At 64.5% G+C, this 21,584-nt stretch carries 19 protein-coding genes and 1 pseudogene; 10 read left to right on the top strand and 10 right to left on the bottom strand.

Annotated features, from left to right (window positions below; genetic code table 11):
* Nucleotides 1-568: 568 nt before the first annotated feature.
* Both LB526_RS12545 and LB526_RS12540 read right to left on the bottom strand, forming a co-directional pair.
* Nucleotides 569-1,291, bottom strand: a complete 723-nt coding sequence (locus LB526_RS12545) for a beta-ketoacyl-ACP reductase (RefSeq protein WP_224545542.1) — start codon at nucleotides 1,289-1,291, stop codon at nucleotides 569-571.
* 119 nt (nucleotides 1,292-1,410) lie between these two features.
* The gene (locus LB526_RS12540) at nucleotides 1,411-2,598 is read right to left on the bottom strand and encodes an acetyl-CoA C-acetyltransferase (protein ID WP_224545543.1); all 1,188 of its coding nucleotides are present in this window, start codon (nucleotides 2,596-2,598) and stop codon (nucleotides 1,411-1,413) included.
* A gap of 304 nt (nucleotides 2,599-2,902) precedes the next feature.
* Here LB526_RS12540 and phaR point away from each other — a divergent pair, with 304 nt between their 5' ends.
* On the top strand, nucleotides 2,903-3,496 hold the full coding sequence (gene phaR, locus LB526_RS12535; RefSeq protein ID WP_095767308.1) for a polyhydroxyalkanoate synthesis repressor PhaR: 594 nt from the start codon (nucleotides 2,903-2,905) through the stop codon (nucleotides 3,494-3,496).
* A gap of 253 nt (nucleotides 3,497-3,749) precedes the next feature.
* Here phaR and LB526_RS12530 read toward each other — a convergent pair whose 3' ends face one another.
* On the bottom strand, nucleotides 3,750-4,895 hold the full coding sequence (locus tag LB526_RS12530; protein ID WP_224545544.1) for a citrate synthase family protein: 1,146 nt from the start codon (nucleotides 4,893-4,895) through the stop codon (nucleotides 3,750-3,752).
* 89 nt (nucleotides 4,896-4,984) lie between these two features.
* Here LB526_RS12530 and LB526_RS12525 point away from each other — a divergent pair, with 89 nt between their 5' ends.
* From LB526_RS12525 to LB526_RS12495, 7 genes are all read left to right on the top strand, one after another.
* On the top strand, nucleotides 4,985-6,085 hold the full coding sequence (locus tag LB526_RS12525; protein WP_224627850.1) for a citrate synthase/methylcitrate synthase: 1,101 nt from the start codon (nucleotides 4,985-4,987) through the stop codon (nucleotides 6,083-6,085).
* Nucleotides 6,086-6,288: 203 nt separating this feature from the next.
* On the top strand, nucleotides 6,289-7,419 hold the full coding sequence (locus tag LB526_RS12520; protein WP_224545546.1) for a patatin-like phospholipase family protein: 1,131 nt from the start codon (nucleotides 6,289-6,291) through the stop codon (nucleotides 7,417-7,419).
* A 123-nt stretch (nucleotides 7,420-7,542) separates the two neighbouring features.
* Complete coding sequence (locus LB526_RS12515) at nucleotides 7,543-8,964, top strand: coniferyl aldehyde dehydrogenase (RefSeq protein ID WP_224545547.1); 1,422 nt, start codon at nucleotides 7,543-7,545, stop codon at nucleotides 8,962-8,964.
* Nucleotides 8,965-9,026: 62 nt separating this feature from the next.
* On the top strand, nucleotides 9,027-9,245 hold the full coding sequence (locus LB526_RS12510) for a hypothetical protein (protein ID WP_224627849.1): 219 nt from the start codon (nucleotides 9,027-9,029) through the stop codon (nucleotides 9,243-9,245).
* A gap of 86 nt (nucleotides 9,246-9,331) precedes the next feature.
* Nucleotides 9,332-10,534 carry an efflux RND transporter periplasmic adaptor subunit gene (locus LB526_RS12505; RefSeq protein ID WP_224627848.1) on the top strand — a complete coding sequence of 401 codons (1,203 nt, stop codon included), beginning with the start codon at nucleotides 9,332-9,334 and terminating at the stop codon, nucleotides 10,532-10,534.
* Between the two features lie 74 nt (nucleotides 10,535-10,608).
* Nucleotides 10,609-13,785, top strand: coding sequence for an efflux RND transporter permease subunit (locus tag LB526_RS12500; protein WP_224627847.1), 3,177 nt, complete (start codon nucleotides 10,609-10,611; stop codon nucleotides 13,783-13,785).
* Nucleotides 13,786-13,882: 97 nt separating this feature from the next.
* Complete coding sequence (locus LB526_RS12495) at nucleotides 13,883-14,041, top strand: DUF3309 family protein (RefSeq protein ID WP_040991775.1); 159 nt, start codon at nucleotides 13,883-13,885, stop codon at nucleotides 14,039-14,041.
* 51 nt (nucleotides 14,042-14,092) lie between these two features.
* Here LB526_RS12495 and LB526_RS12490 read toward each other — a convergent pair.
* The 4 genes and pseudogenes from LB526_RS12490 to LB526_RS12470 all read right to left on the bottom strand — a co-directional run.
* A pseudogene (locus LB526_RS12490) lies at nucleotides 14,093-14,307 on the bottom strand (oxidoreductase); the annotation flags it as partial.
* Nucleotides 14,308-14,444: 137 nt separating this feature from the next.
* Nucleotides 14,445-15,626 (bottom strand): MFS transporter, encoded by a 1,182-nt coding sequence (locus LB526_RS12480; protein WP_224627846.1) that lies wholly within the window; start codon nucleotides 15,624-15,626, stop codon nucleotides 14,445-14,447.
* 364 nt (nucleotides 15,627-15,990) lie between these two features.
* A complete protein-coding gene (locus tag LB526_RS12475) occupies nucleotides 15,991-16,299 on the bottom strand; it encodes a DUF1244 domain-containing protein (protein WP_095767315.1) in 309 nt (102 codons plus the stop codon).
* Between the two features lie 23 nt (nucleotides 16,300-16,322).
* Entirely contained in the window at nucleotides 16,323-17,120 is a 798-nt protein-coding gene (locus LB526_RS12470; protein ID WP_095767316.1) for an N-formylglutamate amidohydrolase, read from the bottom strand.
* A 235-nt stretch (nucleotides 17,121-17,355) separates the two neighbouring features.
* Between LB526_RS12470 and LB526_RS12465 the strand changes: the two genes are divergently transcribed.
* Both LB526_RS12465 and pyk read left to right on the top strand, forming a co-directional pair.
* Nucleotides 17,356-17,844 (top strand): DUF1036 domain-containing protein, encoded by a 489-nt coding sequence (locus LB526_RS12465; RefSeq protein WP_095767317.1) that lies wholly within the window; start codon nucleotides 17,356-17,358, stop codon nucleotides 17,842-17,844.
* Nucleotides 17,841-19,268, top strand: coding sequence for a pyruvate kinase (pyk, locus tag LB526_RS12460; RefSeq protein ID WP_095767318.1), 1,428 nt, complete (start codon nucleotides 17,841-17,843; stop codon nucleotides 19,266-19,268). The genes LB526_RS12465 and pyk overlap by 4 nt, the downstream gene beginning before the upstream one ends.
* 73 nt (nucleotides 19,269-19,341) lie before the next feature.
* On the opposite strand, the gene LB526_RS12455 is transcribed toward pyk, so the two are convergent.
* The 3 genes from LB526_RS12455 to ykgO form a co-directional block, all read right to left on the bottom strand.
* Nucleotides 19,342-20,403 carry an alpha/beta fold hydrolase gene (locus LB526_RS12455; RefSeq protein WP_224627843.1) on the bottom strand — a complete coding sequence of 354 codons (1,062 nt, stop codon included), beginning with the start codon at nucleotides 20,401-20,403 and terminating at the stop codon, nucleotides 19,342-19,344.
* A gap of 157 nt (nucleotides 20,404-20,560) precedes the next feature.
* Entirely contained in the window at nucleotides 20,561-21,184 is a 624-nt protein-coding gene (locus tag LB526_RS12450) for a tetratricopeptide repeat protein (protein WP_224627841.1), read from the bottom strand.
* Between the two features lie 128 nt (nucleotides 21,185-21,312).
* Nucleotides 21,313-21,438, bottom strand: coding sequence for a type B 50S ribosomal protein L36 (gene ykgO / locus LB526_RS12445; protein ID WP_040974291.1), 126 nt, complete (start codon nucleotides 21,436-21,438; stop codon nucleotides 21,313-21,315).
* Nucleotides 21,439-21,584: the final 146 nt, after the last annotated feature.

Raw genomic sequence — 21,584 nt, 5'->3', positions numbered from 1 at the left:
CGCTTGTTAACAGCTGGAACGAGTCTGGAACGAATCAGCGACGAATCGGTGACTCGTTCTGATTCAGGGTTTGTTCACGGCTATATGTGGATTTTTTGACGGTGAGTCTCACCACATGCTGAATCGCTGAATTGGCCCGATTCCTGCTTTGCCTCGGCCGGACCCGGGTCGTCGTTAACCTTTGCCGGGCAATGGTCAGACCCGACCTGGGCGCAGACTTCAAGTTTATGAAATTGTTGATTTTTCTTAATCGCCTTTAACGAGTTCGGTGACGTTTGCACCGTCCACTGTTAACTTTCCGGCCAAAGCCGGAACGAATCGGCGACGAATCAGCGATCCGACGGCTTTCCCGGTTTGTTCACCCCTAGATATGGTGTTATCCACAGCTTGCCCACCGAGGATTCACAGCTTGTCGCAGCGGTTATGCACAGAGCGTGGCTGCGGCCGTTAACTTTTGCGTGCCGAATTGAGGCAAGGTGTCGCGCCGGCGTGCCGGCGAACAAAAAAGGCGGCTTCGGTGCCGGAGCCGCCTTTGGCGGTAAACGGTGTCGGGCGACCTACTGGGGTGTCAGGCGAAATACTGACCGCCATTGGCGGTGATGGTCGAGCCGGTGATGAAGCCGGCCTCATCGGAAGCCAGGAAGGCGACGCAGCGCGCGATCTCTTCCGGCTCGCCGAGGCGACCGACCGGGATCTGAGCGATGATCGACTCCCGTACTTTTTCCGGCACGGCCATGACCATGTCGGTGGCGATGTAGCCGGGGCAGACGACATTGACTGTGATGCCGGCGCGAGCCCCCTCTTGAGCCAGCGCCTTGGTGAAGCCGATATCGCCGGCTTTCGAGGCCGAATAATTGACCTGGCCCATCTGACCCTTCTGGCCGTTGATCGAGGAAATGGTGATGACGCGGCCGAACTTGCGGTCGCGCATGCCGCTCCACAAAGGATGCGTCATGTTGAAGACGCCGGACAGGTTGGTGTCGATCACTTCCTTCCACTGTGCGGGCGTCATCTTGTGGAACATGGTGTCGCGAGTAATGCCGGCATTGTTGACCAGCACGGAGACCGGGCCGAGATCGGCCTCCACCTGCTTGATGCCTGCGGCGCAGGCCTCGTAGTCGGCGACCGACCATTTGTAGACGGGGATACCAGTCTCGGCCTTGAATTTCTGGGCCCCCTCGTCATTGCCGGCATAGTTCGCCGCGACCGAATAGCCGGCGGTCTTCAAGGCGACCGATATCGCCGCGCCGATGCCGCGTGTTCCGCCCGTGACGATTGCTACTTTGGTCATGTGTGCTCCTCCCTGTTGATCGGAGGAGCGAGTAGGGAGTAGCGAATAGCGAGTAGGGGATTGAAGCCTGCTGCGCCGACGCCGTTTTCCCTATTCGCTACTCCCTATTCGCTATTCGCTCAGTTCAGCGCTTCCACGCACATCGCAACGCCCATGCCGCCGCCGATGCACAGCGTGGCAAGGCCCTTCTTGGCGCCGCGGCGACGCATCTCGTAGACCAGCGTGTTGAAGACGCGGGCGCCCGAAGCACCGATCGGATGGCCGATGGCGATGGCGCCGCCGTTGACGTTGACGATCGAGGGATCCCAGCCCATGCCCTTGTTGACGGCGCAGGCTTGCGCGGCGAACGCCTCGTTGGCCTCGACGAGGTCGAGGTCCTTGACCGACCAGCCGGCCTTCTCCAGCGCCCGCTTCGAAGCGGGAATAGGCCCTGTGCCCATGATTGCCGGATCGACGCCGGCGGTCGCCCAGGAGGCGATGCGCACCAGCGGGGTAATGCCGCGCCGCACGGCCTCGGACTCGGTCATCAGCAGCGCGCCGGCGGCGCCGTCATTGATGCCCGACGCGTTGGCGGCGGTGACCGTGCCGTCCTTGTCGAAAGCAGGCTTCAGCTTGGTCATGGCGTCGAGCGTCGCGCCGTGCCGGATGTACTCGTCCTGATCGACTGTTGTGTCGCCCTTCTTGCCCTTGATGGTGAAGGCGACGATCTCGTCCTTGAACTTGCCGGCCTTCTGCGCAGCCTCCGCCTTGTTCTGCGAGGCGAGCGCGAACTCGTCCTGGGTTTCGCGGGTGATCTGGAACTGACGGGCGACGTTCTCGGCGGTGTTACCCATATGGTAGCCGTTGAAGGCATCCCACAGGCCGTCCTTGATCATGGTGTCGATCATCTTGTAGTCGCCCATCTTGACGCCGGCGCGCAGGTGCTCGGCATGCGGCGACATCGACATCGATTCCTGACCGCCGGCGACGATCACCTTGGCGTCGCCGGTGGCGATCTGCTGCATGCCGAGCGCAATGGCGCGCAGGCCCGAGCCGCAAACCTGATTGAGGCCCCAGGCCGTGGTCTCCTTCGGCAGGCCGGCATTGATCGAGGCCTGGCGAGCCGGGTTCTGTCCTTGCGCAGCGGTCAGCACCTGGCCGAGGATGACCTCGTCGACTTCCGCCGCCTCGACGTTCGCGCGCGCCAGCAATTCCCTGATGACTACGGCGCCGAGTTCATGCGCCGGCGTGGCGGCGAAACTGCCGTTGAAGGATCCGACCGCGGTGCGAGCGGCGCTGGCGACGACGATGGAATTGGAAGCGGACATTTTCTTCTCCAGACTTCGAGGTGTCGTGTTCTAGGCTATCCTTGAAGACTTTCTTGCCGGTTCAGGCAGCCGAGTCAAACCGGAAATGGGCATGGCCGCCATGCGCGGCAAGCAGAGCGCGCGCCGGTTGCGGCAACATGACGTTGACCGCGCGGCGAATTTTGTCATGCCCTGCAGCATTAATTGATGCCGCAGTGCACAAACCGCTTGGAATTGTGAGGCTTTTGCGCGTATCCTCGATAAAGGGCGCAATCGTTACCGGCCGCTTACTCCTAGAGGTGCCGGTGTCCTGGGGAGGATACGGATGGCCGCAAAAGACGACCCGATCGTCATCAAGAAGTATGCCAATCGCCGGCTCTACAATACCGGCACAAGCACCTATGTGACGCTCGAGGACTTGGCCGAGATGGTCAAGAAGGGCGAGGAGTTCACGGTCCAGGACGCAAAGACCGGCGACGACATCACGCATCCGGTGCTGACGCAGATCATCTTCGAGCTGGAGAACAAGGATGGGCAGAACATGCTGCCGATCCCGTTCCTGCGCCAACTCATCTCCTTCTACGGCGATCAGATGCAGATGATCGTGCCGAGCTTCCTCGAACAATCGATGATCGCCTTCTCCAAGGAGCAGGAGCGGTTTCGCGAGCAGCTCAAGGGTACCTTCGGGAAAACGCCGATCGACATGATGAAGACGCCGATCAAGGCGCTCGAGGAACAGACGCGACGCAATGTCGAGATGTTCCAGAACGCCATGCGCATGTTCACGCCGTTCCCGCCCGCCGGCGGCAATTCAGCGCCGGCCGCCGAGCCAGCGAAGAAGGAAGAGAAGGGCGACGATCTGCAGGAATTGAAGGCGCAGATTGCGGCGATGCAGCGCAAGCTGGACACGATGTCCTGACGGGTGTGCCGCCGTTTGGCGGCGATCGCGAACGCTGGAGATTGGCGCAAAGGCCCATCCCTTCGTCATCCTCGGGCTTGACCCGAGGATCCATTCTGTGACCGACGCCGTAGGGCGCAGCGGTGCAGAATTCTGTATACGTTGCAACGCCTTAGCGTCACGGCATGGATTCTAGGGTCTGCGCGCGTCGCTTCGCTCCTTACTCCGCCCTAGAATGACGACCTCAAACGCGTTCCGGCTAATCTGCAAGTCATCATCCCGCGCTAATTGGCCCGTCATAACGGGCGCGGGGCCTGATCGGCCTGTTGCTGGTCACCTGTTCGACAGCATGCGCCGTCCAGCCGACGCTGCGGCCGAGCGCGAACAGGCGGAACGGCGCATCGGCCGGCAGGCTGAGGCTGCGCGTCATCGCGGCCAGCGCAAAATCGATATTCGGATGCAGCCCGGTCGCGGCGAGCACGGCGTCGCGAAGATGTACGATCCCGTCATCGATCTCCAGGTCGGGCAGCAGTGCTTGCGCGCGCGGATCACCTTCCGGGTAAAGCGGGTGGCCGAAGCTTGGCAGCGGCCGGTCATGAGCGAGCCAGCGTGCAATCGCCTCGTCCGGACCCAGCCGCCCGGCATCCTCGACAAGCGTGATCGCCGCCGCGCCGGCGCCGCCGTGGCGCGGGCCGGTCAGCGTCGCAAGGCCTGCGAGCAGGCAGGCGGCGATCGGCGCGCCGGTGGAGGCCGCGACGCGGGCGGCGAAGGTCGAGGTGTTGAGCTCGTGATCGGCCAAAAGCACCAGCGCCTTGCGGATGAGATCGGCGCCGGCGGCTTCCACCGACCAGCCCTGCGCCAGCCTGATATGCACGGGTTCGGAGCCCGGCGACGCGCCGAGCGCGGTTGCCAGCGCGCTGGTCGCGGCGGCGCCGTCCTGCTGCAGCATCGCCGGCCTGCGTCCGAGCGAGGACCAGCCTGCGGCGGCGAGCGCCGAAAGCCTGGCGAAGGCGGTGGGCGTGCCGCTTTGCCGGGCGGCCGAAGGGGTCAGCGAGGCGAACGATACCGGACGGGCGGAAGCCCATAGCAGCTCGGCGGTCTCCTCGAGCGTCGCCGTCGCCGAAAGCTCCACCGCGTCCCTGCCGCGATAGATGAGACGACCATGCAGCACCGTGGAGATTGACGTGGGAATCGCCGGCTCGCCCCAGGCGATGGCGCTTTCGGCGATTGCCTGCGGGCTCCTTCCGCGGTCGCGGCGCGTGGCGAGCGCGGCGATGTCGTCGGCGCGGTACCGGCTGCGGCGCGGGTCTGCTTCGTCCGGCCTCATGCCGATGCGGCCGCGGCTGACATAGGCATAAAGCGTCTGCGGACGGACATTGAGCCGCTCCAGCGCCTCATCCCGGGTCAGCCATTCCGTCATTTGCCGCCTTACATTGATTATCTTGATCAAGATTGATGCATTGATTGCGCAGCATTAATTGTCATGCACCAAAGGTCAAGGAGACGGTCATGGCAAATGGGCTCGATGATGTTGTGGCGGCAGACACGGTGCTTTCCGATGTCGATGGCGCGGGTGGGCACCTCACCATCCGAGGCCATTCGCTGATGGAACTGGCCGGCCGCCGGCGCTACGCGCAGGTGGTGCGTCTGCTGTTCGACGGCTTCTTCGACGACCTTCCGAGCGATGCCGAACTGGAGGAGGCGATCGGCAAGGCTCGGGTGGAAGTGTTCGATCGCGTCCAGCCGATGCTTGCCCAGCTTGCGCCGCTCGACGTCTACAGCGGCATGCGCGCCGGCATGGCCGTCCTGCCGGACGGCGACAGGCTTGCCGATGCGCTGCGGCTGGTCGCGGCGCCTACGGTGCTGACGCCGGCCTTGCTGCGCCTTGGCCGGGGTAAGACGCCTATTGCTCCCGACGAAAAAGCCGATCATGCCGGTGACATGCTGCGCATGCTTTCCGGCTCCGCCTCGCCCGCGCTTACCAAGGCGCTCGACAGCTATCTGGTGACGGTCTGCGACCACGGGCTCAACGCCTCGACCTTCGCGACCCGCGTGGTGGCCTCGACCCAGGCCGGACTGACCTCGGCGATCCTGGCTGGGCTCGGCGCGCTGAAAGGTCCGCTGCATGGCGGCGCGCCGGGGCCGGTGATCGAGATGCTGGACGCCATCAAGGCCAGCGGCGACGCCACGGCATGGCTGCGCAACGAGATCGCCCATGGCCAGCGCATCATGGGTTTCGGCCATCGCATCTACCGCGTGCGCGACCCGCGAGCCGATGCGCTGAAGACGGTCGTGCGGCAGCTCGGTTCGCGCAACAAGACGAGCAGCAAGGAGATGGGTAGCAGGTTGGCCTTCGCCGAAACCGTGGAGCAGGCGGCGCTTGAGGTGCTCAGGATCGCCAAGCCGCAGCGCTCGATCCAGACCAATGTCGAGTTCTATACCGCGCTTCTTTTGGAAGCGGTCGGCTTCCCGAAAGAGGCGTTCTCCAACGTCTTTGCCGCCGGCCGCGTTGCCGGCTGGATTGCGCACGCCCGCGAGCAGCAGGCGACCGGACGGCTCATCCGGCCGCAGTCGCATTATGTCGGGCCGGTGCCCGATCTCGTGGCTTGAGAGGTTCGGTTCCTCGCCCCCGCAAAGCGGTCCCACTTCGTAGGGCGAGGAAAGATCTCTCCGAAATTTCATCCGATCACGCTTGTGTGTTCGTGTTCTTGCCTTGGTCCGCCCCTATATGCTGCACTGCAACATAGGCTGACTGCGCCGTCTCCGTGCAAAATGAGGCAGCGGTAGGCCGGCGCATCGAGACAAGGAACGCCATGGCGAAGAACGGCAAGGCGGAGGAAAAGAAGAAGATCAACATCGCGCTCCAGGGCGGCGGTTCGCATGGCGCCTTTTCCTGGGGCGTGCTCGACCGGCTGCTGGAGGACGGGCGGCTGGAGATCGCGGCGGTGTCCGGCACCAGCGCCGGCGCAATGAACGCGGTGGCGCTGGCCGACGGATATGTCCGGGGCGGCGTCGAAGGCGCGCGCAAAAAGCTCGACGATTTCTGGCGAGCGGTGGCCTCGAAGGGGCGTTTCAGCCCGGTGCAGCGCATGCCGTGGGACGTGGTCTGGGGCAATTGGTCGATCGAGAACACGCCCGGCTATTTTTTCTTCGACACGATGTCGCGGGTGTTCTCGCCCTATGTCGCCAATCCGCTCGGCCTCAACCCGCTGCGCGATGTGGTGGCGAAGGAGATCGACTTCGACAATGTGCGCGCCTGCAAGTCGATTGAGCTGTTCATCTCGGCGACCAATGTCGAGACGGGACAGCTGCGCGTCTTCTCCGACGGCGAGATCGACCTCGACACGGTGATGGCTTCGGCCTGCCTGCCGCAATTGTTCCGCGCCGTCGAGATCAAGGGCGTGCCCTATTGGGACGGCGGCTATGGCGGCAATCCGGCGCTCTATCCGTTCTTCAAGACGGCGGCGACCGAGGACGTGCTTCTGGTGCAGATCAATCCGGTGGTGCGCGAAGGCACGCCGAAGAGCGCCAATGAGATCCAGAACCGCATCGACGAGATCACCTTCAATGCCGGGCTGCTGCGCGAATTCCGCTCGATCGCCTTCGTCAAGGAGTTGATCGCGGCCGGACGCCTGCCGCATGGCGAATATCGCGACATCCGCATGCACCGCATCGATGCCGACGAGGCTTTCAAGGACCTCTCCGCGTCGTCCAAGGTCAACGCCGAATGGGCTTTCATCGCCTATCTGCGCGACCTCGGCCGCAGCGCCGCCAGCGACTGGCTGGAAGAGAATTACGACGCCGTCGGCCAGAACGCCACGCTCGATCTTTCAGGCGAGCTCGACGACGGCTTCAAGCCGCTGCGCGGCCCGGCACCCGGGCGTCGCGTCAAGGAGTTCCTGGCAGCGCACATTAAGCCAGAATCTGCGCGCCGCCGCGCCTGATGTCTTCCATACCTGTCAGCAAGTCCGCTCCGGCTGTCAGCATCTTCCCCAGCGGAACCGGGGCAATGCTGGATTCGGTTGTCGGGGCGATATAGCTTACCTGAACGTAAAGGGGAGGTCGCGATGCTGCAAACCAGACAAAACGCTCTCGGGGTCAGGTTTGAAGCGCAGTGCAGGGCCTTCGAGAAGGAGCCGTTCCCGACGCTGGACTTGCGCAAGGATCGGCTGAAGCGCCTGTTGGCGCTCACTGAAAAGCACGAAGCCGAGATCTGCGCGGCGATCGACAGCGATTTTTCCGCCCGCTCGGCTCAGGAGACGCGGCTTGCCGAACTGTTCGTCGTGCGCGCCGGCATCAGGCATGCGCTGTCGCATCTCGGCGCCTGGATGCGCGAGCGCCGCGTCGCCACCAGCCTGCCCTTCCTGCCCGGCCGCAACCGCCTCTTGCCGCAGCCGCTCGGCGTCGTCGGCATCGTCTCGCCCTGGAACTATCCTTTCCAGCTCGCCATCGCGCCGGCGACAGCCGCTCTGGCCGCCGGCAACCGCGTGCTGATCAAGCCTTCGGAGCTGACGCCGAAATTTTCGGACCTGCTCGCCAGCCTGGTCGAAAAATATTTCGCCGCCGACGAGATCAGCCTGGCGGTCGGCGACGCGGAGGTCGGCAAGGCGTTCGTGTCCTTGCCGTTCGACCACCTCCTGTTCACGGGCTCGACCGCCGTCGGCCGCCAGGTTGCGCTGGCTGCCGCTGACAATCTGACGCCGGTGACGCTCGAGCTCGGCGGCAAGTCGCCGGCGATCTTCGATCCCTCCTGCGATCTTGATGCGGCGGTCGCCAGCGTTGCCTACGGCAAATTGCTCAATGCCGGCCAGACCTGCATCGCGCCCGACTATCTGATGGTCCCGCAAGGCCAGGGCGCGGCGGTCGCGGCTAAGTTCGCGGCGGCAATCGCGAAGCTCTATCCGCGCTTCGGCGACAATCCCGACTATACGGCGATCGTCAGCGAGCGGCATCACCGGCGGCTGAGCGACATGGTCGCCGAGGCGCGCGACAGCGGCGCCGACATTATCGAGATCAATCCTGCGAACGAGAAGCTCGGCATCAGCGACCGCAAGATGGCGCCGGTGCTGGTGCGCAATGCCGGCGAGACTCTGCGGCTGATGCGCGAGGAGATTTTCGGACCGGTGCTGCCGATCGTCGAATATGGCAGCGTGGACGAGGCTCTCGATCATGTGAACCGGGGCGAGCGTCCACTGGCGCTTTACTGGTTCGGCAGCGACAGCGCCAATCGCCGCAGGGTCATGCGGGAAACCGTGGCCGGCGGCGTCACGGTCAATGACTGCATGATGCATCTGGCGCAGGAGCGGCAGCCCTTCGGCGGCGTCGGCGACAGCGGTATGGGCGCCTATCACGGCGAGTGGGGTTTTCGCACCTTCAGCAAGGAAAAGCCGATCTTCATCCAGTCGAAGCTCAGCGCCGGCGGCCTGCTGCGCCCGCCCTATGGCAAGACATTCGAGCGTCTTTTTCGGCTGCTGAAGCTCATCACTTGACAGCTTCAGCCCGGGAATGGCGGGGATGGAACCGCGGTCAACGCGGATGATCGGCGCTTCATATGGGAGCTTTCCGCATCATCCTGACGGCTGTTGCCAGTAACGTTAGGGAAGCCGTGGAAAACTATCGGCGCGCCGGAAAAAAGCGCAGCCGTCTGGCAGAAAAGCTTGGATTTGTCGAGGAACCACGTTCCACTTCGCAATGCTACCGCAACTTTTCCGACTATATTGCGCCGCAACTTTCAGGTAGAAGCTGCGCTTCGCCGATCACGGCAAATTGAACTAGGCCCCGCGCACACCCATATCGGCCGCGCGCCCGAAGTCGGAAGCGCCGACCTCGCCAGGTCCTGCAACGGAAAAAATGACGATGCCGAAAATCAGGTTTCACAAGCTTGCTGCCATTGTCGTGCTCATCGGATTCGCGGCCTGGATGGGCACGGGTGAGTTTTCGTCCGTCGGTAGCGCCGCCGACAAGTCGGTTACCACCGACAAGTCGGCCGCCACCGACAAGCACGCCGACGCCGGCAAGCCCGCTCAGCCGGAGGCCACCAAGCCGGACGCCGCGCAAGCCGAGCCCAAGGCCGCGTTGCGCACGGTCGCCGTAGTGACGCCGCCGCGCAAAACCTATGCGCGCGCCATCCGCATCTCCGGCCTGACCGAGGCCGACAAGCGGGCCGTGCTGGCGACGCGCGTCGCCGGCGTCATCGAGAAGTTGCCGGTCAAGCAGGGCGACCGGGTCAAGACCGGCGACCTCGTGCTGATGCTCGCGGCCGAGGAGAAGATCTCCAATGTCGACAATGCCAAGCAATTGCTGGCGCAGCGCAAAGCCGAGCTCGATGCTGCCGAGCGGCTGGCCAAGACCGGCAATCTGCCGAAGCTGCAGCTCGATACCGCCCGCTCCAACCTGACGCTGGCGCAATCGCAGCTCGACACCGCGCAGGCGGAGCTCGACCGCAACGAGGTCAAAGCGCCGTTCGACGGCGTCATCGACCGCATCCCGGTGGAACTCGGCAGCTCGGTGATGCAGGGCGGCGAGGTGGCGACAGTCCTGAAGCTCGATCCGGTCATCGCCCGCGGCGAGATCAGCGAGCGCGACCTGCGCTACGTCAAGATCGGCGACGAGGCCGATGTCCGCCTCGTCAACGACCAGAAGGTCACCGGCACCGTGCGCTACATCAGCCGCGATGCCTCGGCGCAGACCCGCACCTTCCGCGTCGAGGTGGCGATACCCAATCCCGACGGCTCCATCCCCGCCGGCATGACGGCCGAGATCGCGCTCAGCGCCGAGCCGACCAACGCGGTCATGCTGCCGCGTTCGGTGGTGACGCTCGGCGACAAGGGCGACCTCGGCATTCGCGCCGTCGGCAAGGACGACAAGGTGGCGTTCTTTCCGATCGACCTGGTCGACGACACGCCACACGGCTTGGTGCTGGGCGGCATTCCGCAAGATGCGCGCATCATCGTCGCCGGCCAGGAGCTGGTGAAGGAGGGCGATCCGGTGAAGCCCGTCGAGGCCGACCAGGCGACCATCAACAAGCTGATCGGCGAAGCCACCGCCGGCACGCAGTAAAGCAGGACGCGTCCGTCGCCGGACCAATCCGGCGATGGCAATCCGCAGCCCCCGAAGCATAACAGGCCGAAGTCATGGATATCGTCAGACTCGCCATCAACAACGCTCGCCTCACCATATCGGCGCTGCTGTTCCTGGTCGTCGCGGGCTGGGTCGCCTACCAGTCCACGCCGAAGGAAGCAGAGCCCGACGTTCCGATTCCGATGATGTATGTCAGCCTGATCTATCAGGGCATCTCGCCGGAGGATTCCGAGCGCCTGCTGCTCAGGCCGATGGAAAGCAAGCTCAAGAGCCTCAAGGGGCTCAAGGAGATGCGCTCAGCCGCCTTCCAGGGCGGCGGCTATGTGCTGGTCGAATTCCAGCCGCAGACGGATCTCGCGACAGCGCTGCAGGACACGCGCAGCAAGGTGCAGGACGCCAAGGCCGACCTGCCGCAGGCGGCGGAAGAGCCGACCGTCAACGAGGTCAACGTCTCGGAATTCCCGGTTCTGGTCGTCACGCTTTCCGGCGATGTGCCGGAGCGCGTGCTGACTTCGGCCGCGCGCGAGCTGCGCGACCGCATCGAGGAGGTGCCCGGCGTGCTCGAAGGCTCGCTGCAGGGCGCTCGCGACGACCTTGTCGAGGTTGTCGTCGATCCGGTGAAGCTTTCCTCCTACGGACTGCAGCTCGACCAGGTGATCCAGGGCGTCGCCTCCTCCAACAGCCTGGTCGCGGCCGGCAATCTCGAAGGCTCGGAAGGCAAATACGCGGTCAAGGTGCCGTCGCTGATCGAGACGCCCGAGGATGTCGCGAACCTGCCGGTGGTCGCCACGCCGAACGCCGTGGTCCAGGCCAAGGACATCGCGACCATACGCTCGACCTTCAAGGACGCCGAGACGGTCACTCGCCTCAACGGCAAGCCTGCGATCGCCATCGAAGTCAAGAAGCGCATAGGCGCCAACCTGATCGACACGTTGAACCATGTCAGGGAAGTGTCGGACACCTTTATCAAGACCATGCCCGAGGGCATGCATGTCACCTACACGCAGGACAAGTCGGTCTTCGTCAACCAGCTGCTGGGCGACCTGCAGAACCATGTGATGATCGCCGTCATCCTGGTGTTCATCGTCATCCTTTATGCGCTGTCGGGGCGGGCCTCGCTGCTCATCGGGCTTGCCATCCCGTCATCGTTCCTGATGGGCATCCTGCTGCTTGCCATGATGGGCTACACGATCAACATGATCGTGCTGTTCAGCCTGATCCTGGCCGTCGGCATGCTGGTGGATGACGCCATCATCGTCACCGAATTCGCGGAACGGCGCATGAGCGAGGGCATGCCGAAGGCGGACGCCTTCGCGCTGGCCGCCAAGCGCATGGCCGGCCCGGTCATCGCGGCGACGATGACGCGCATCGCCGCCTTCTCGCCGCTGCTGTTCTGGCCGGGCATCATCGGCGACTTCATGAAATATATGCCGATCACGCTGATCGTGACGCTGTCGGCCTCGATGCTCTACGCGCTGGTCTTCGCGCCGACTTTGGGCGCAATCTTCGCCAAGGCGCCGGAGCATCACGAGGAAGGCAGCCGCGACGGCTGGTACATGGCGGTGGTCAAGCAGGCTGTGCGCTTCCCGATCACGGTGATCCTGCTCACCGTCGGACTTCTGGTCGGCGTCGGCTTCGCCTATTCGAAATATGGCGCCGGCGTCGAGTTCTTCCCCAGCGTCGAGCCGGATTACGGCCTGCTCTATGTGCATGCCCGCGGCAATCTTTCGCTGGCCGAAATGGACGCCGCGACGAAGACGGCGGAGAACCGTCTGCTCGGCTGGCCCGGCGTGAAGTCGGTCTATACCCGCGTCGGCAAGACGCAAGGCGGCGGCCAGGACATTCCGGAAGACGTGGTCGGCGTCATCCAGTACGAGTTCGTCGATTGGCGCGAGCGCAAGTCTGCCAACCAGATCCTCGACGACCTGCGCGGCGTGATGGCCGGCATTCCCGGCGTCGATGTCGAAGTGCGCGTGCCGGAAGCCGGCCCGCCGACCGGCAAGCCGATCCAGATCAGGCTTTCGGCCGTCGACCCGGCCGGGCTCGACGATAAGGCGCGCGCGGTCGCGGCACGCATCGCCAAGATCCCCAATGTCATCGACATTTCGGACGGCCTGCCGCCGCCCGGTGTCGATTGGGCGATCGAGGTCGACCGCGCCAAGGCGGCGCAATACGGCATCAGCCCGACTTCGGTCGGCACGGTGGTGCAACTGGTGACCAACGGCCTCAAGCTGTCGGAATACCGGCCGGCCGGTGCCGACGATGCGGTCGACATCCGGCTCCGCCTGCCCGAGGATCGGCGCACGCTGTCGACGCTCGACGAGCTCAGGGTGCAGACCTCGCAAGGGTCGGTGCCGATCTCGAACTTCGTCGTGCGCAAGCCGGAGCCGACCGTCGGCATCCTGAACCGCATCGACGGCGCGCGCACCGTGGTCGTGCAGGCCAATGTCAGCGCCGGCGCGCAGGTCGCGGCGGTGCAGGAGCAGGTGACCAAGGCCGTCAGCGATATGGATCTCGGCAGCGGCATTCGCTGGAAGCTCGCCGGCTCCAACGAAGACAGCGCGGAAGCCAGCGCCTTCCTCGGCAAGGCCTTTGGCGCGGCGATCTTCCTGATCTTCCTGGTGCTGCTTGCGCAGTTCAACAAATTCACCAGCGTGTGGCTCGTCCTGTCCTGCGTGGTCATGGCGACGATCGGCGTGTTCCTCGGATTGCTTCTGACAGGCGAGGCCTTTGGCATCGTCATGTCGGGCATCGGCGTCATCGCGCTGGCCGGTGTGGTGGTGAACAACAACATCGTGCTCATCGACACTTACGACCGGTTGCGCGAGGAAGGCTGGGACAAGATGGATGCGGTGCTGCAGACCTGCCGCGAGCGCGCCCGTCCGGTGGTGCTGACGGCGGTGTCGGCCATTCTCGGCGTGCTGCCGATCGCCTTCGGGCTCGGTCTCGAAATCTTTCATCACGAGACGACGATCAACGCGCCGTCGACGCAATGGTGGATCTCGCTGTCCTCGGCGATCGTCTTCGGCCTGTCCTTCGCCACGCTGCTGACGCTGGTGGTGACGCCCTCGATGCTGATGGTGTTCACCCGCGCCAAGGTGAAGCCCGGCCAGCGCCGCGGCTGGTTCAGCCGCCTGTTGCGGCGCGGCAAAGGCAAGGTCATGACCGACGAGCCGGCCAGCGAGACGGGCGCGGGGTCGGCGGAGACCTTCCCGAAAGCCGCGGAATAGAGCGTTTCACAACCCCAAGGAAAAAAGCCGCCCGGGAACAACCGGGCGGCTTTTTGCATTGTTCCCTCGAAGTTCAACCAGACGGCGAGGGTTTTTCATGACGATCGGCACAATTCTCGTAATTATCCTTATCCTGATCCTGATCGGCGCCGTGCCGGCATGGCCGCATTCGCGATCCTGGGGCTACGGGCCGTCGGGGATCGTCGGCGTCATCCTGGTCGTGCTGTTGATACTCTTGTTGATGGGCAGGATCTGATCCAAACGAATTGCGGCCGGGCTTCAGCCCGGCCGGTTCATTTTGTCCTGATCAGGCGGCGAGGCGCGACGGCTCCGCGGCGACGCCGATATCCTGCAATGCTTCCTTCACCGCGTGGTCGAGCGGGGTGTGCGGGATTTCGCCGATGACCTCCTCAAGCCGCGTCGAGACCAGCCGGTGCGCTTCGAAGCGCAGATAGGACATCGAGACGATCTCGCGCCACATGGCCACGAACGGCTGCCGGCGCGCAGCACCCACCAGGGCATGCCGATCCGAACCTGGAAAAACTGTTGCCCGATTTGCCCCCGCCGGTTCTGCCGGTCTGACTCGCCATGCATCGCGACGTGCGCACCAGCATGCGCATCCGCCGCGTGGCGGATTTCCTGCATGAAGAGCTGAAAAGCTACTCCGCCGGCACCGGCTCGGGGGCGAATTCGGCCCGGTGAGCGAGGCCGGCCATCAAGAGCACGACGACCAGCAGCGCGGACAGCGCGACGAAGATCGGGCCGAAGCTCGAATGCTCTGCGACGAAGCCGATTGCCGACGGCGCCACCAATATGCCGGAATAGCCCATGGTGGTGACTACGCTCATGCCGGTGCCGGACGACATGCCTTCCTGGTTGCCGCCGGCCGAAAAGATGATCGGCACCATGTTGGCGATGCCGAAGCCGCAGAAAGCAAAGGCGGCTATGGCAAGGTAAGGCGAGGGCGAAAGCCCGGCGACAAGCATGCCGGCGGCGGCGACCAGCGCGGAGCCGCGCAAGGTCGACACCGCGCCGAAGCGGTTGCGCACGCCGTCGCCCAGGAAACGCATCAGCGCCATGACCCCGGAGAAGGCGGCATAGGCCAGCCCGGCGACCGCGAGATCGGCACCCAGCTCCTGGTGCAGGAAGAGCGCCGCCCAGTCGAGCACCGCGCCCTCCGAGATCATGGTGAGCAGCGCCATCAGCCCGACCAGATAGACGGCCATGTGCCGCGGCAGCGTGAACTTCTGGTGCTCGACCGCCTGCGGCCGGCCCTCGGCGATGAGATAGCGAACGGCAAACGCGATGACGGCAAAGGCGATCACCGTCACCGCGACGGCATGGGCAAGATAGCCGTAATTCTGGATCGAGTAGCCGCCGAGCGCGCCACCGGCGAAGCCGCCGAGGCTCCAGAAGCCGTGCGACGACGACATGATCGCGCGCGAAAGCCGCCTTTCCGCCACGACGGCATTCGAGTTCATCGCGACATCCATGCCGCCGATTGAGCCGCCGAAGACGAGCATGGCAATCGCCGCCAGCGGAACGTTAGGGGCGAGCGCCACGATCAGCAGGCCGAAGCTGCCGCAAACACCGAACCAGCGCGTCACGCTGCGCGAGCCGTGCCGGGAGATCAGATGGCCGCACCAGGTCATGGCGATGACCGCGCCGACGCCGAACAGGAGGATCAGCAGGCCGAGGGTGAATCGGGTGATGTCGAGCCGGGTGAGGAACACCGGGATCTGTGGCGCCCAGCTGCCGGTGAGAAAACCATTGGCAAGAAAAATGCCTGCGACGGCCCAGCGGCCGCGCGCCGCGGCCTGCATCGTGGTTTGCACGCTCATCGTCTGAAATCCGCAATGCGAAGGGGTTCGCGCGGCAAATTAGATCGATTCAATTCGTAGTCAAGGACCGCAGTGGGGAAGTGCTTGGACCAAGGGCGCGCTCGGGGGTCGACGCCTCTCCGTTCGTCATCCACGGGCGGAGCAAGGAGCGAAGCGACGCGCGTAGACCCGAGGATCCATTCCGTGCCTTAGGAGCGTTGCAGCGGTGCAGAAGGTCCCCGAGCGGCGCCGTTGCGATGATATTCTGGACCGCGGCATTCTTCGGCAGCCGTCCCGGAATGGATTCCAGGTCTGCGCGCTTCGCCTTCACTCCTTGCTCCGCCCTAGAATGACGAAGCCGCAGGGACGAGCCATACAAGGCGGTTTAGTGATCCTTTGGCCGTCGCGCCTCGAACTCGGCTTTCTTGGCTTCCGACGCCTCGGTCTGGTTGAGCGCCTGCCATTCGGCATAGGGCATGCCGTAGATGATCTCGCGCGCAGCGTCTTTCGACAATGCCACACCTTCGGCTTCGGCGGCTTCGCGATACCAGTTGGATAGGCAGTTGCGGCAGAAGCCGGCGAGGTTCATCAGGTCGATGTTCTGGACATCGCCGCGCTCGCGCAGATGCGCCACCAGCCGGCGGAAAGCGGCTGCCTCGAAGTCGCGTTTCTGGTCGTCGTTGAGCTCGGTCATGGGGAACTCCGCCGTCGGTCTCGTCACACAGGCCCGGTGCGCGAGCCGAACATTTTCACCTGATGTATATCGGGGCGCCGGTCGATGGCGTCAACGATCGGCGCCAGGCGTTCGGCCCAGGCCAAGGCGCCGGCGCGGTCGGCGATCAGGTCCTGACGGATCTCGATCAGCGCATGCGCGTAGCCGTTGACGATGGCATGGCGGAACATGGTGTCGCCGCGCAGCGCGCCGTCATAGGGCTCATTGTCGCCGACGACGAGGGACTTGTCCTCGGCCAGCATGTCGATCAGCGGCCGCGCCACGCGGTCGTCTCGGTCCCACAGGACGCCGACATGCCAGGGGCGGACAAAACCCTGCATCGCCGGCGTGAAGGAATGCACGGAGAGGATGAACGGCGCCTTGCCCGAAGCATGGGCGACGGAGGCGATCATCGCCCCGACGGCGTCGTGATAGGGCCGGTAGAAACGGTCGAGCCGGCGCTCGCGCTCCTCCCGGGCAATCGGATAGTTTCCCGGCACCACGGTCCCGTCATAGAGCTGGCGGATCATGGTTGGGTCGTCCTCGCCCCGGTTGGGATCGATCAGCAACCGCGAGAAGCCGGCAAGCACCGCCGGCACGTCAAGCGCAGCGGCGAGCTCGCGCGTCACCGTCTCGACGCCGATGTCATAGGCGATGTGACGATCGAATTCGGACGCCGGCAAGCCGAGACTGCCGTATTCGTCGGGGAGATCGCGGCGGGCGTGGTCGGCGAGAAGCACGACGCCTTTCTTGCGGTCGCCCTCGACTATGTCGAACGGCGTGAAAACTGTGGATCGGGTCATCGGCTGAAAAGGGGATGGCGGCTGCGATGTGCTATCGTCATTCCACGAAGAGGACGCCGGCGCAATGCCGTTGTTTGGCCAAGGTTTCCGCAAAAAATCCCCGACCGAGGGAGAATTTGCGCGACGGGCCCTTCTAAATCGATTGGAATTGAACAAAACGGCGCGTTGACATGCGCCCGGAGTTTGCTGAAAAGGGCTTCGAGAGATGCAAATGTGGTTCGCAAGGGGATCTGCGATGGGTTTTGCCGGTCGGTTGCGCAAGCGCCTGGCCGTGCCGTTGCTGATCGTCGGCGCGGGTTTTTTCGCGATAGCCGCGACCTCGCCGGCCCGGGCCGACTTTCGCGTTTGCAACGCGACGCAAAATCTGGTGGGCGTCGGCATTGGCTATCGCGCCAAGGCCGGCTGGATCACCGAGGGCTGGTGGCACATCGAAGGATCGACCTGCAAGACGCTGATCGAGGGTCCGCTGTCATCAAGGTTTTACTATCTTTATGCAGAAGACGCCGAACGCGGCGGGCGCTGGGACGGCCCGATCAACATGTGCGTCGCCGAAAAAGAGTTCAAGATAGCCGGCGTGAATGATTGCGTCGCCCGGGGCTTCCAACGCGCCGGATTTCAGGAATATGACACGGGCGAGCAGGCCAGCTGGATGGTCCAGCTGACCGACGAGCCCGCAACGGGAGGCGCGCCAGCGACCCCCGCTCCGGGAACAAACAGTCAATGAGACGTAGCCGCAAGGTCAAGATCCTCGCCACCATCGGTCCGGCTTCCTCCTCCGAGGAGATGCTGAGAAAGCTCTTCGAAGCGGGCGCCGATGTCTTCCGCATCAATATGAGCCATACCGATCACGAGCTGATGCGCACGCTGGTCGGCCGCATCCGCGCGGTCGAGGCGGCCGTCGGCCGGCCGATCGGCATCCTGGCCGACCTGCAGGGCCCGAAGCTCAGGGTCGGCAAGTTCGCCAACGTCAAGGAAGCGCTGGCTGTCGGCCAGACTTTCACGCTCGACGACAATCCCGAAGCCGGCACGTCGAAGCGGGTGTATCTGCCGCATCCCGAAATCCTGAGTTCGGTCGAGGCCGGTCACCGTCTTTTGATCGACGACGGCAAGCTGGAGCTGAAGGCGCTGAAGAGCGACGGCAAGTCGATCACCTGCACGGTGGTTGCCGGCTCGGGCATTTCCGACAAGAAGGGCGTCAGCCTGCCCGACACCGACCTGCCGGTCGGCGCGCTGACCGAGAAGGACCGCGCCGATCTCGACGCGGTTCTTGCCACCGGCGTCGACTGGGTGGCGCTGTCCTTCGTGCAGCGGCCGGAGGACCTGGCGGAGGCCCGCAAGATCGCGCGCGGCCGCGCGCTGATCATGGCCAAGATCGAGAAGCCGCAGGCGGTGGCCCGACTTCCTGAGATCATCGAGCTCTCCGACGCGCTGATGGTCGCCCGCGGCGATCTCGGCGTCGAGATGCCGCTGGAAGCCGTGCCCGGCATCCAGAAGCAGATCACGCGCGCGGCGCGCCGCGCCGGCAAGCCGGTGGTGATCGCCACGCAGATGCTGGAATCGATGATCACCGCGCCCGTGCCGACCCGCGCCGAGGTCTCCGACGTGTCGATCGCCGTCTTCGAAGGCGCGGACGCGATCATGCTTTCGGCCGAATCTGCGGCCGGCGCCTATCCGGTCGAGGCGGTCGCCATGATGAACCGCATTGCCACCAAGGTCGAAACCGACCCGACCTATGCCGGCATCATCAATGCGCAGCGCTCGGAGCCGGAAGCCACCGGCGCAGACGCCATCTCGCTGGCCGCGCGCGAGATCGCCGAGACGCTGAAACTGTCGGCGATCATCTCCTACACCGCGTCGGGCACCACCGGTCTGCGCGCCGCGCGCGAGCGCCCGCAGGTGCCGATCGTGGCGTTGTCGCCGATCGTCAACACGGCGCGCCGGCTGTCGCTCTTGTGGGGCACGCATTGCGTCGTCTCGCCGGACGCGACCGACCTCGACGACATGGTCGACCGGGCCTGCCGCATCGCGCTGGAGGAAGGCTTCGGCAAGCCGGGCGACCGCGTCATCATCACGGCCGGCGTGCCGCTGCGGACGCCGGGCTCGACCAATATGCTGCGGATTGCCTATGTGGGGTCGGAGACTCACTAGGGCGTAGTCGATATTCGGGTGAGGCCGGCCTGACCCGAATCTCAACACGCCCTTGGCGCTTGAACCTCCGAGTTCAGCCCGGCGCGAGTTCTGCGTCTGGCACCCGGAGCTCAGGACATTTGCCGGCGCCCTGCGCGTCGCCGGCGATCCGGCCTTCCGCGGTCTTGGCGATCGCCTGCAAATCGATCTGCGCGCCGGCCACTTTCGCAATCGCGCCGACCACGAGGTCGGGCGCGATCCAGTCCGGCTTGTGGCCGAGATTGTGGATCCAGACCAGCTCGGCGCCGGGAATGTCGCGTTCCACGCCGATGGAATGGATTGTCGCGTAGACCACCTTGTCGCGATCGCCCGAGATGACGACCGTCGGCGCCTTGATTGCGCGATAGCCAGGCGAGGCGGCGCGGACATAGTCGTAGAGCTGGGCGACATCGCGGGCGTTGGCGCGGAAGGCGGACGGCCGCAGCACCAGCGGGATCGAGGCATTGTCGACGTAGGAGTCCGGCACAGCGTTCGGCGAGAAGACGCAAGACGTCGCGCCGCCGATCTGCAGCATGCCGGCCGGATAGGCGAGCGTTTCGGAAAACAGCCAGCCGATCGCCGGCGTGGCCGTGAGCTTGTAGTACCAGGCGGTCGCGCCGCCCGGCCAGGGATGCGTGGCGGGCGAAAGGAAGACGAGGCCAAGCGTTTTTTCCGGATGCTGACGGGCGAAGGCCGTGGTGATCGCGCCGCCGAAGGAATGGGCGACGATGACTGCGTCGCGGATACTCAGCCGGTCCATCAGCGCGGCGATGGTATCCGCCTGCTTCGCCAACGTCTCATTGTCTCCGCGTTCCGACCAGCCGAGCCCCGGGCGGTCCAGGAACAGCATTTCGGCGCGACCCTCGACGAGGGGCTTCAGCGGCAGCATCTGGTCCTTGAGATTGGCGCTGGCGCCATGGATGAAGACGACCGGCGGCAGGTCGGCGCCGGCGGGCGCCGGGATATGGACGTAATGGATGCGCGCGCCATCGATCTCGGCGAAGGCGCCGATAGGCGGGCTGCGCCGCTCGACCAGCCAGACGCCGGCGCGGGTGACGCCGGCGAAGGCAAAGAGGAGAGCAACGAGGAAGAGGAGGGCGGCGCAGATGAGGTTCATGCGGAGGGATACTGTGGTAGGGCGGAATTAGTTTAGGGGAGTAGGGGAGTAGGGGAGTAGGCAGTAGGCAGTAGGCAGTAGGCAGTAGGCAGTAGGCAGTAGGCAGTAGGCAGTAGGTTGCTCTCTTTCCTATTGCCTACTGCCCAATTCCTACTGCCTAAATCCCCTCGCCGGCCAGCTCTTCCGAGAGCGTCGAGACCTGGTTCTGGGCGCTGCGCATCATCGGGTAGATCGCCAGCACCTTTTGCCAAGCCTCCAGCGCCGACTGCTTGTGGCCGGTTTCGGCCATGATCTGAGCGAGGCCCGAAAGCGCGCCGAAATGGCGCGGCTCGAGCTGCAAGGTGCGGTCGATGTCGGCCATCGACTTCCCGTAATTCTTCATCATGAAATGGACGGTGGCGCGGCGGTTCCAGCCTTCGGCATAGTCGGGCTGCAAGGTCACGACCTGGTCGAGGAAGTCGAGGGCGACGTCGAATTTCTGGTCTTCCGTCGCTTTTTGCGCCCATTGCATCATCAGGTCGATCGAGGCACTGCCCGACTGGTTCCACTCGTTCCAGATGCGGCCGGCGATGCGCTCGGCGGCCTTTTCATTGCGCTCGCGCTTCAACTCGGTGAAGAGCTGGTCGAGGCGGCCCTGTTTGGTCGGAGCAGCCGGCGGCGGCGTAGCGGCGGCTGGCGGCGCGGCATCTGGAGGCAGCGCGCCGGGCACCGTTTCTGCCCCTGCAGGCAAAGCCGTGCCGGAAAGCAAAAAGACGGTGAAAAATGCAAAAAGAATCCGCATCGCCGGAATCTAGTCCCGGACGGCGGATCGTCAAAGTGATTTTAGCGTGAGAGCGCCGGCGAACCGGCGTTCGACATCAGCGCGGCGTGGGCGCCGCGCAGCAAGCGACAGCAAGCTGCGCGCAAGGCTCAGCCCTGGCGCGCCTTGTAGCGCGGAGCGGTCTTGTTGATGATGTAGATGCGTCCCTTGCGGCGAACCAGCCGGTTGTCGCGGTGACGCGCCTTGAGCGCCTTGAGCGAATTCTTGATCTTCATGGTCTTGCCTGTTCGGTCAGGGCCCGTCCCGGGCCGAATTTTAAAAGGCGCGCCCGGAAAAAAGCGCGCCTTGAACTTGGCGTGGCTCATAAACGAGGAGTGTCGTCCATGTCAACCACGTGACGGTGCCCGATTAGGGCAATCGG

It is taken from the genome of Mesorhizobium sp. CA6 (assembly GCF_020165035.1).
Taxonomy (GTDB): Bacteria; Pseudomonadota; Alphaproteobacteria; order Rhizobiales; family Rhizobiaceae; genus Mesorhizobium.
This window is presented reverse-complemented; position numbering and strand designations above follow the sequence as displayed.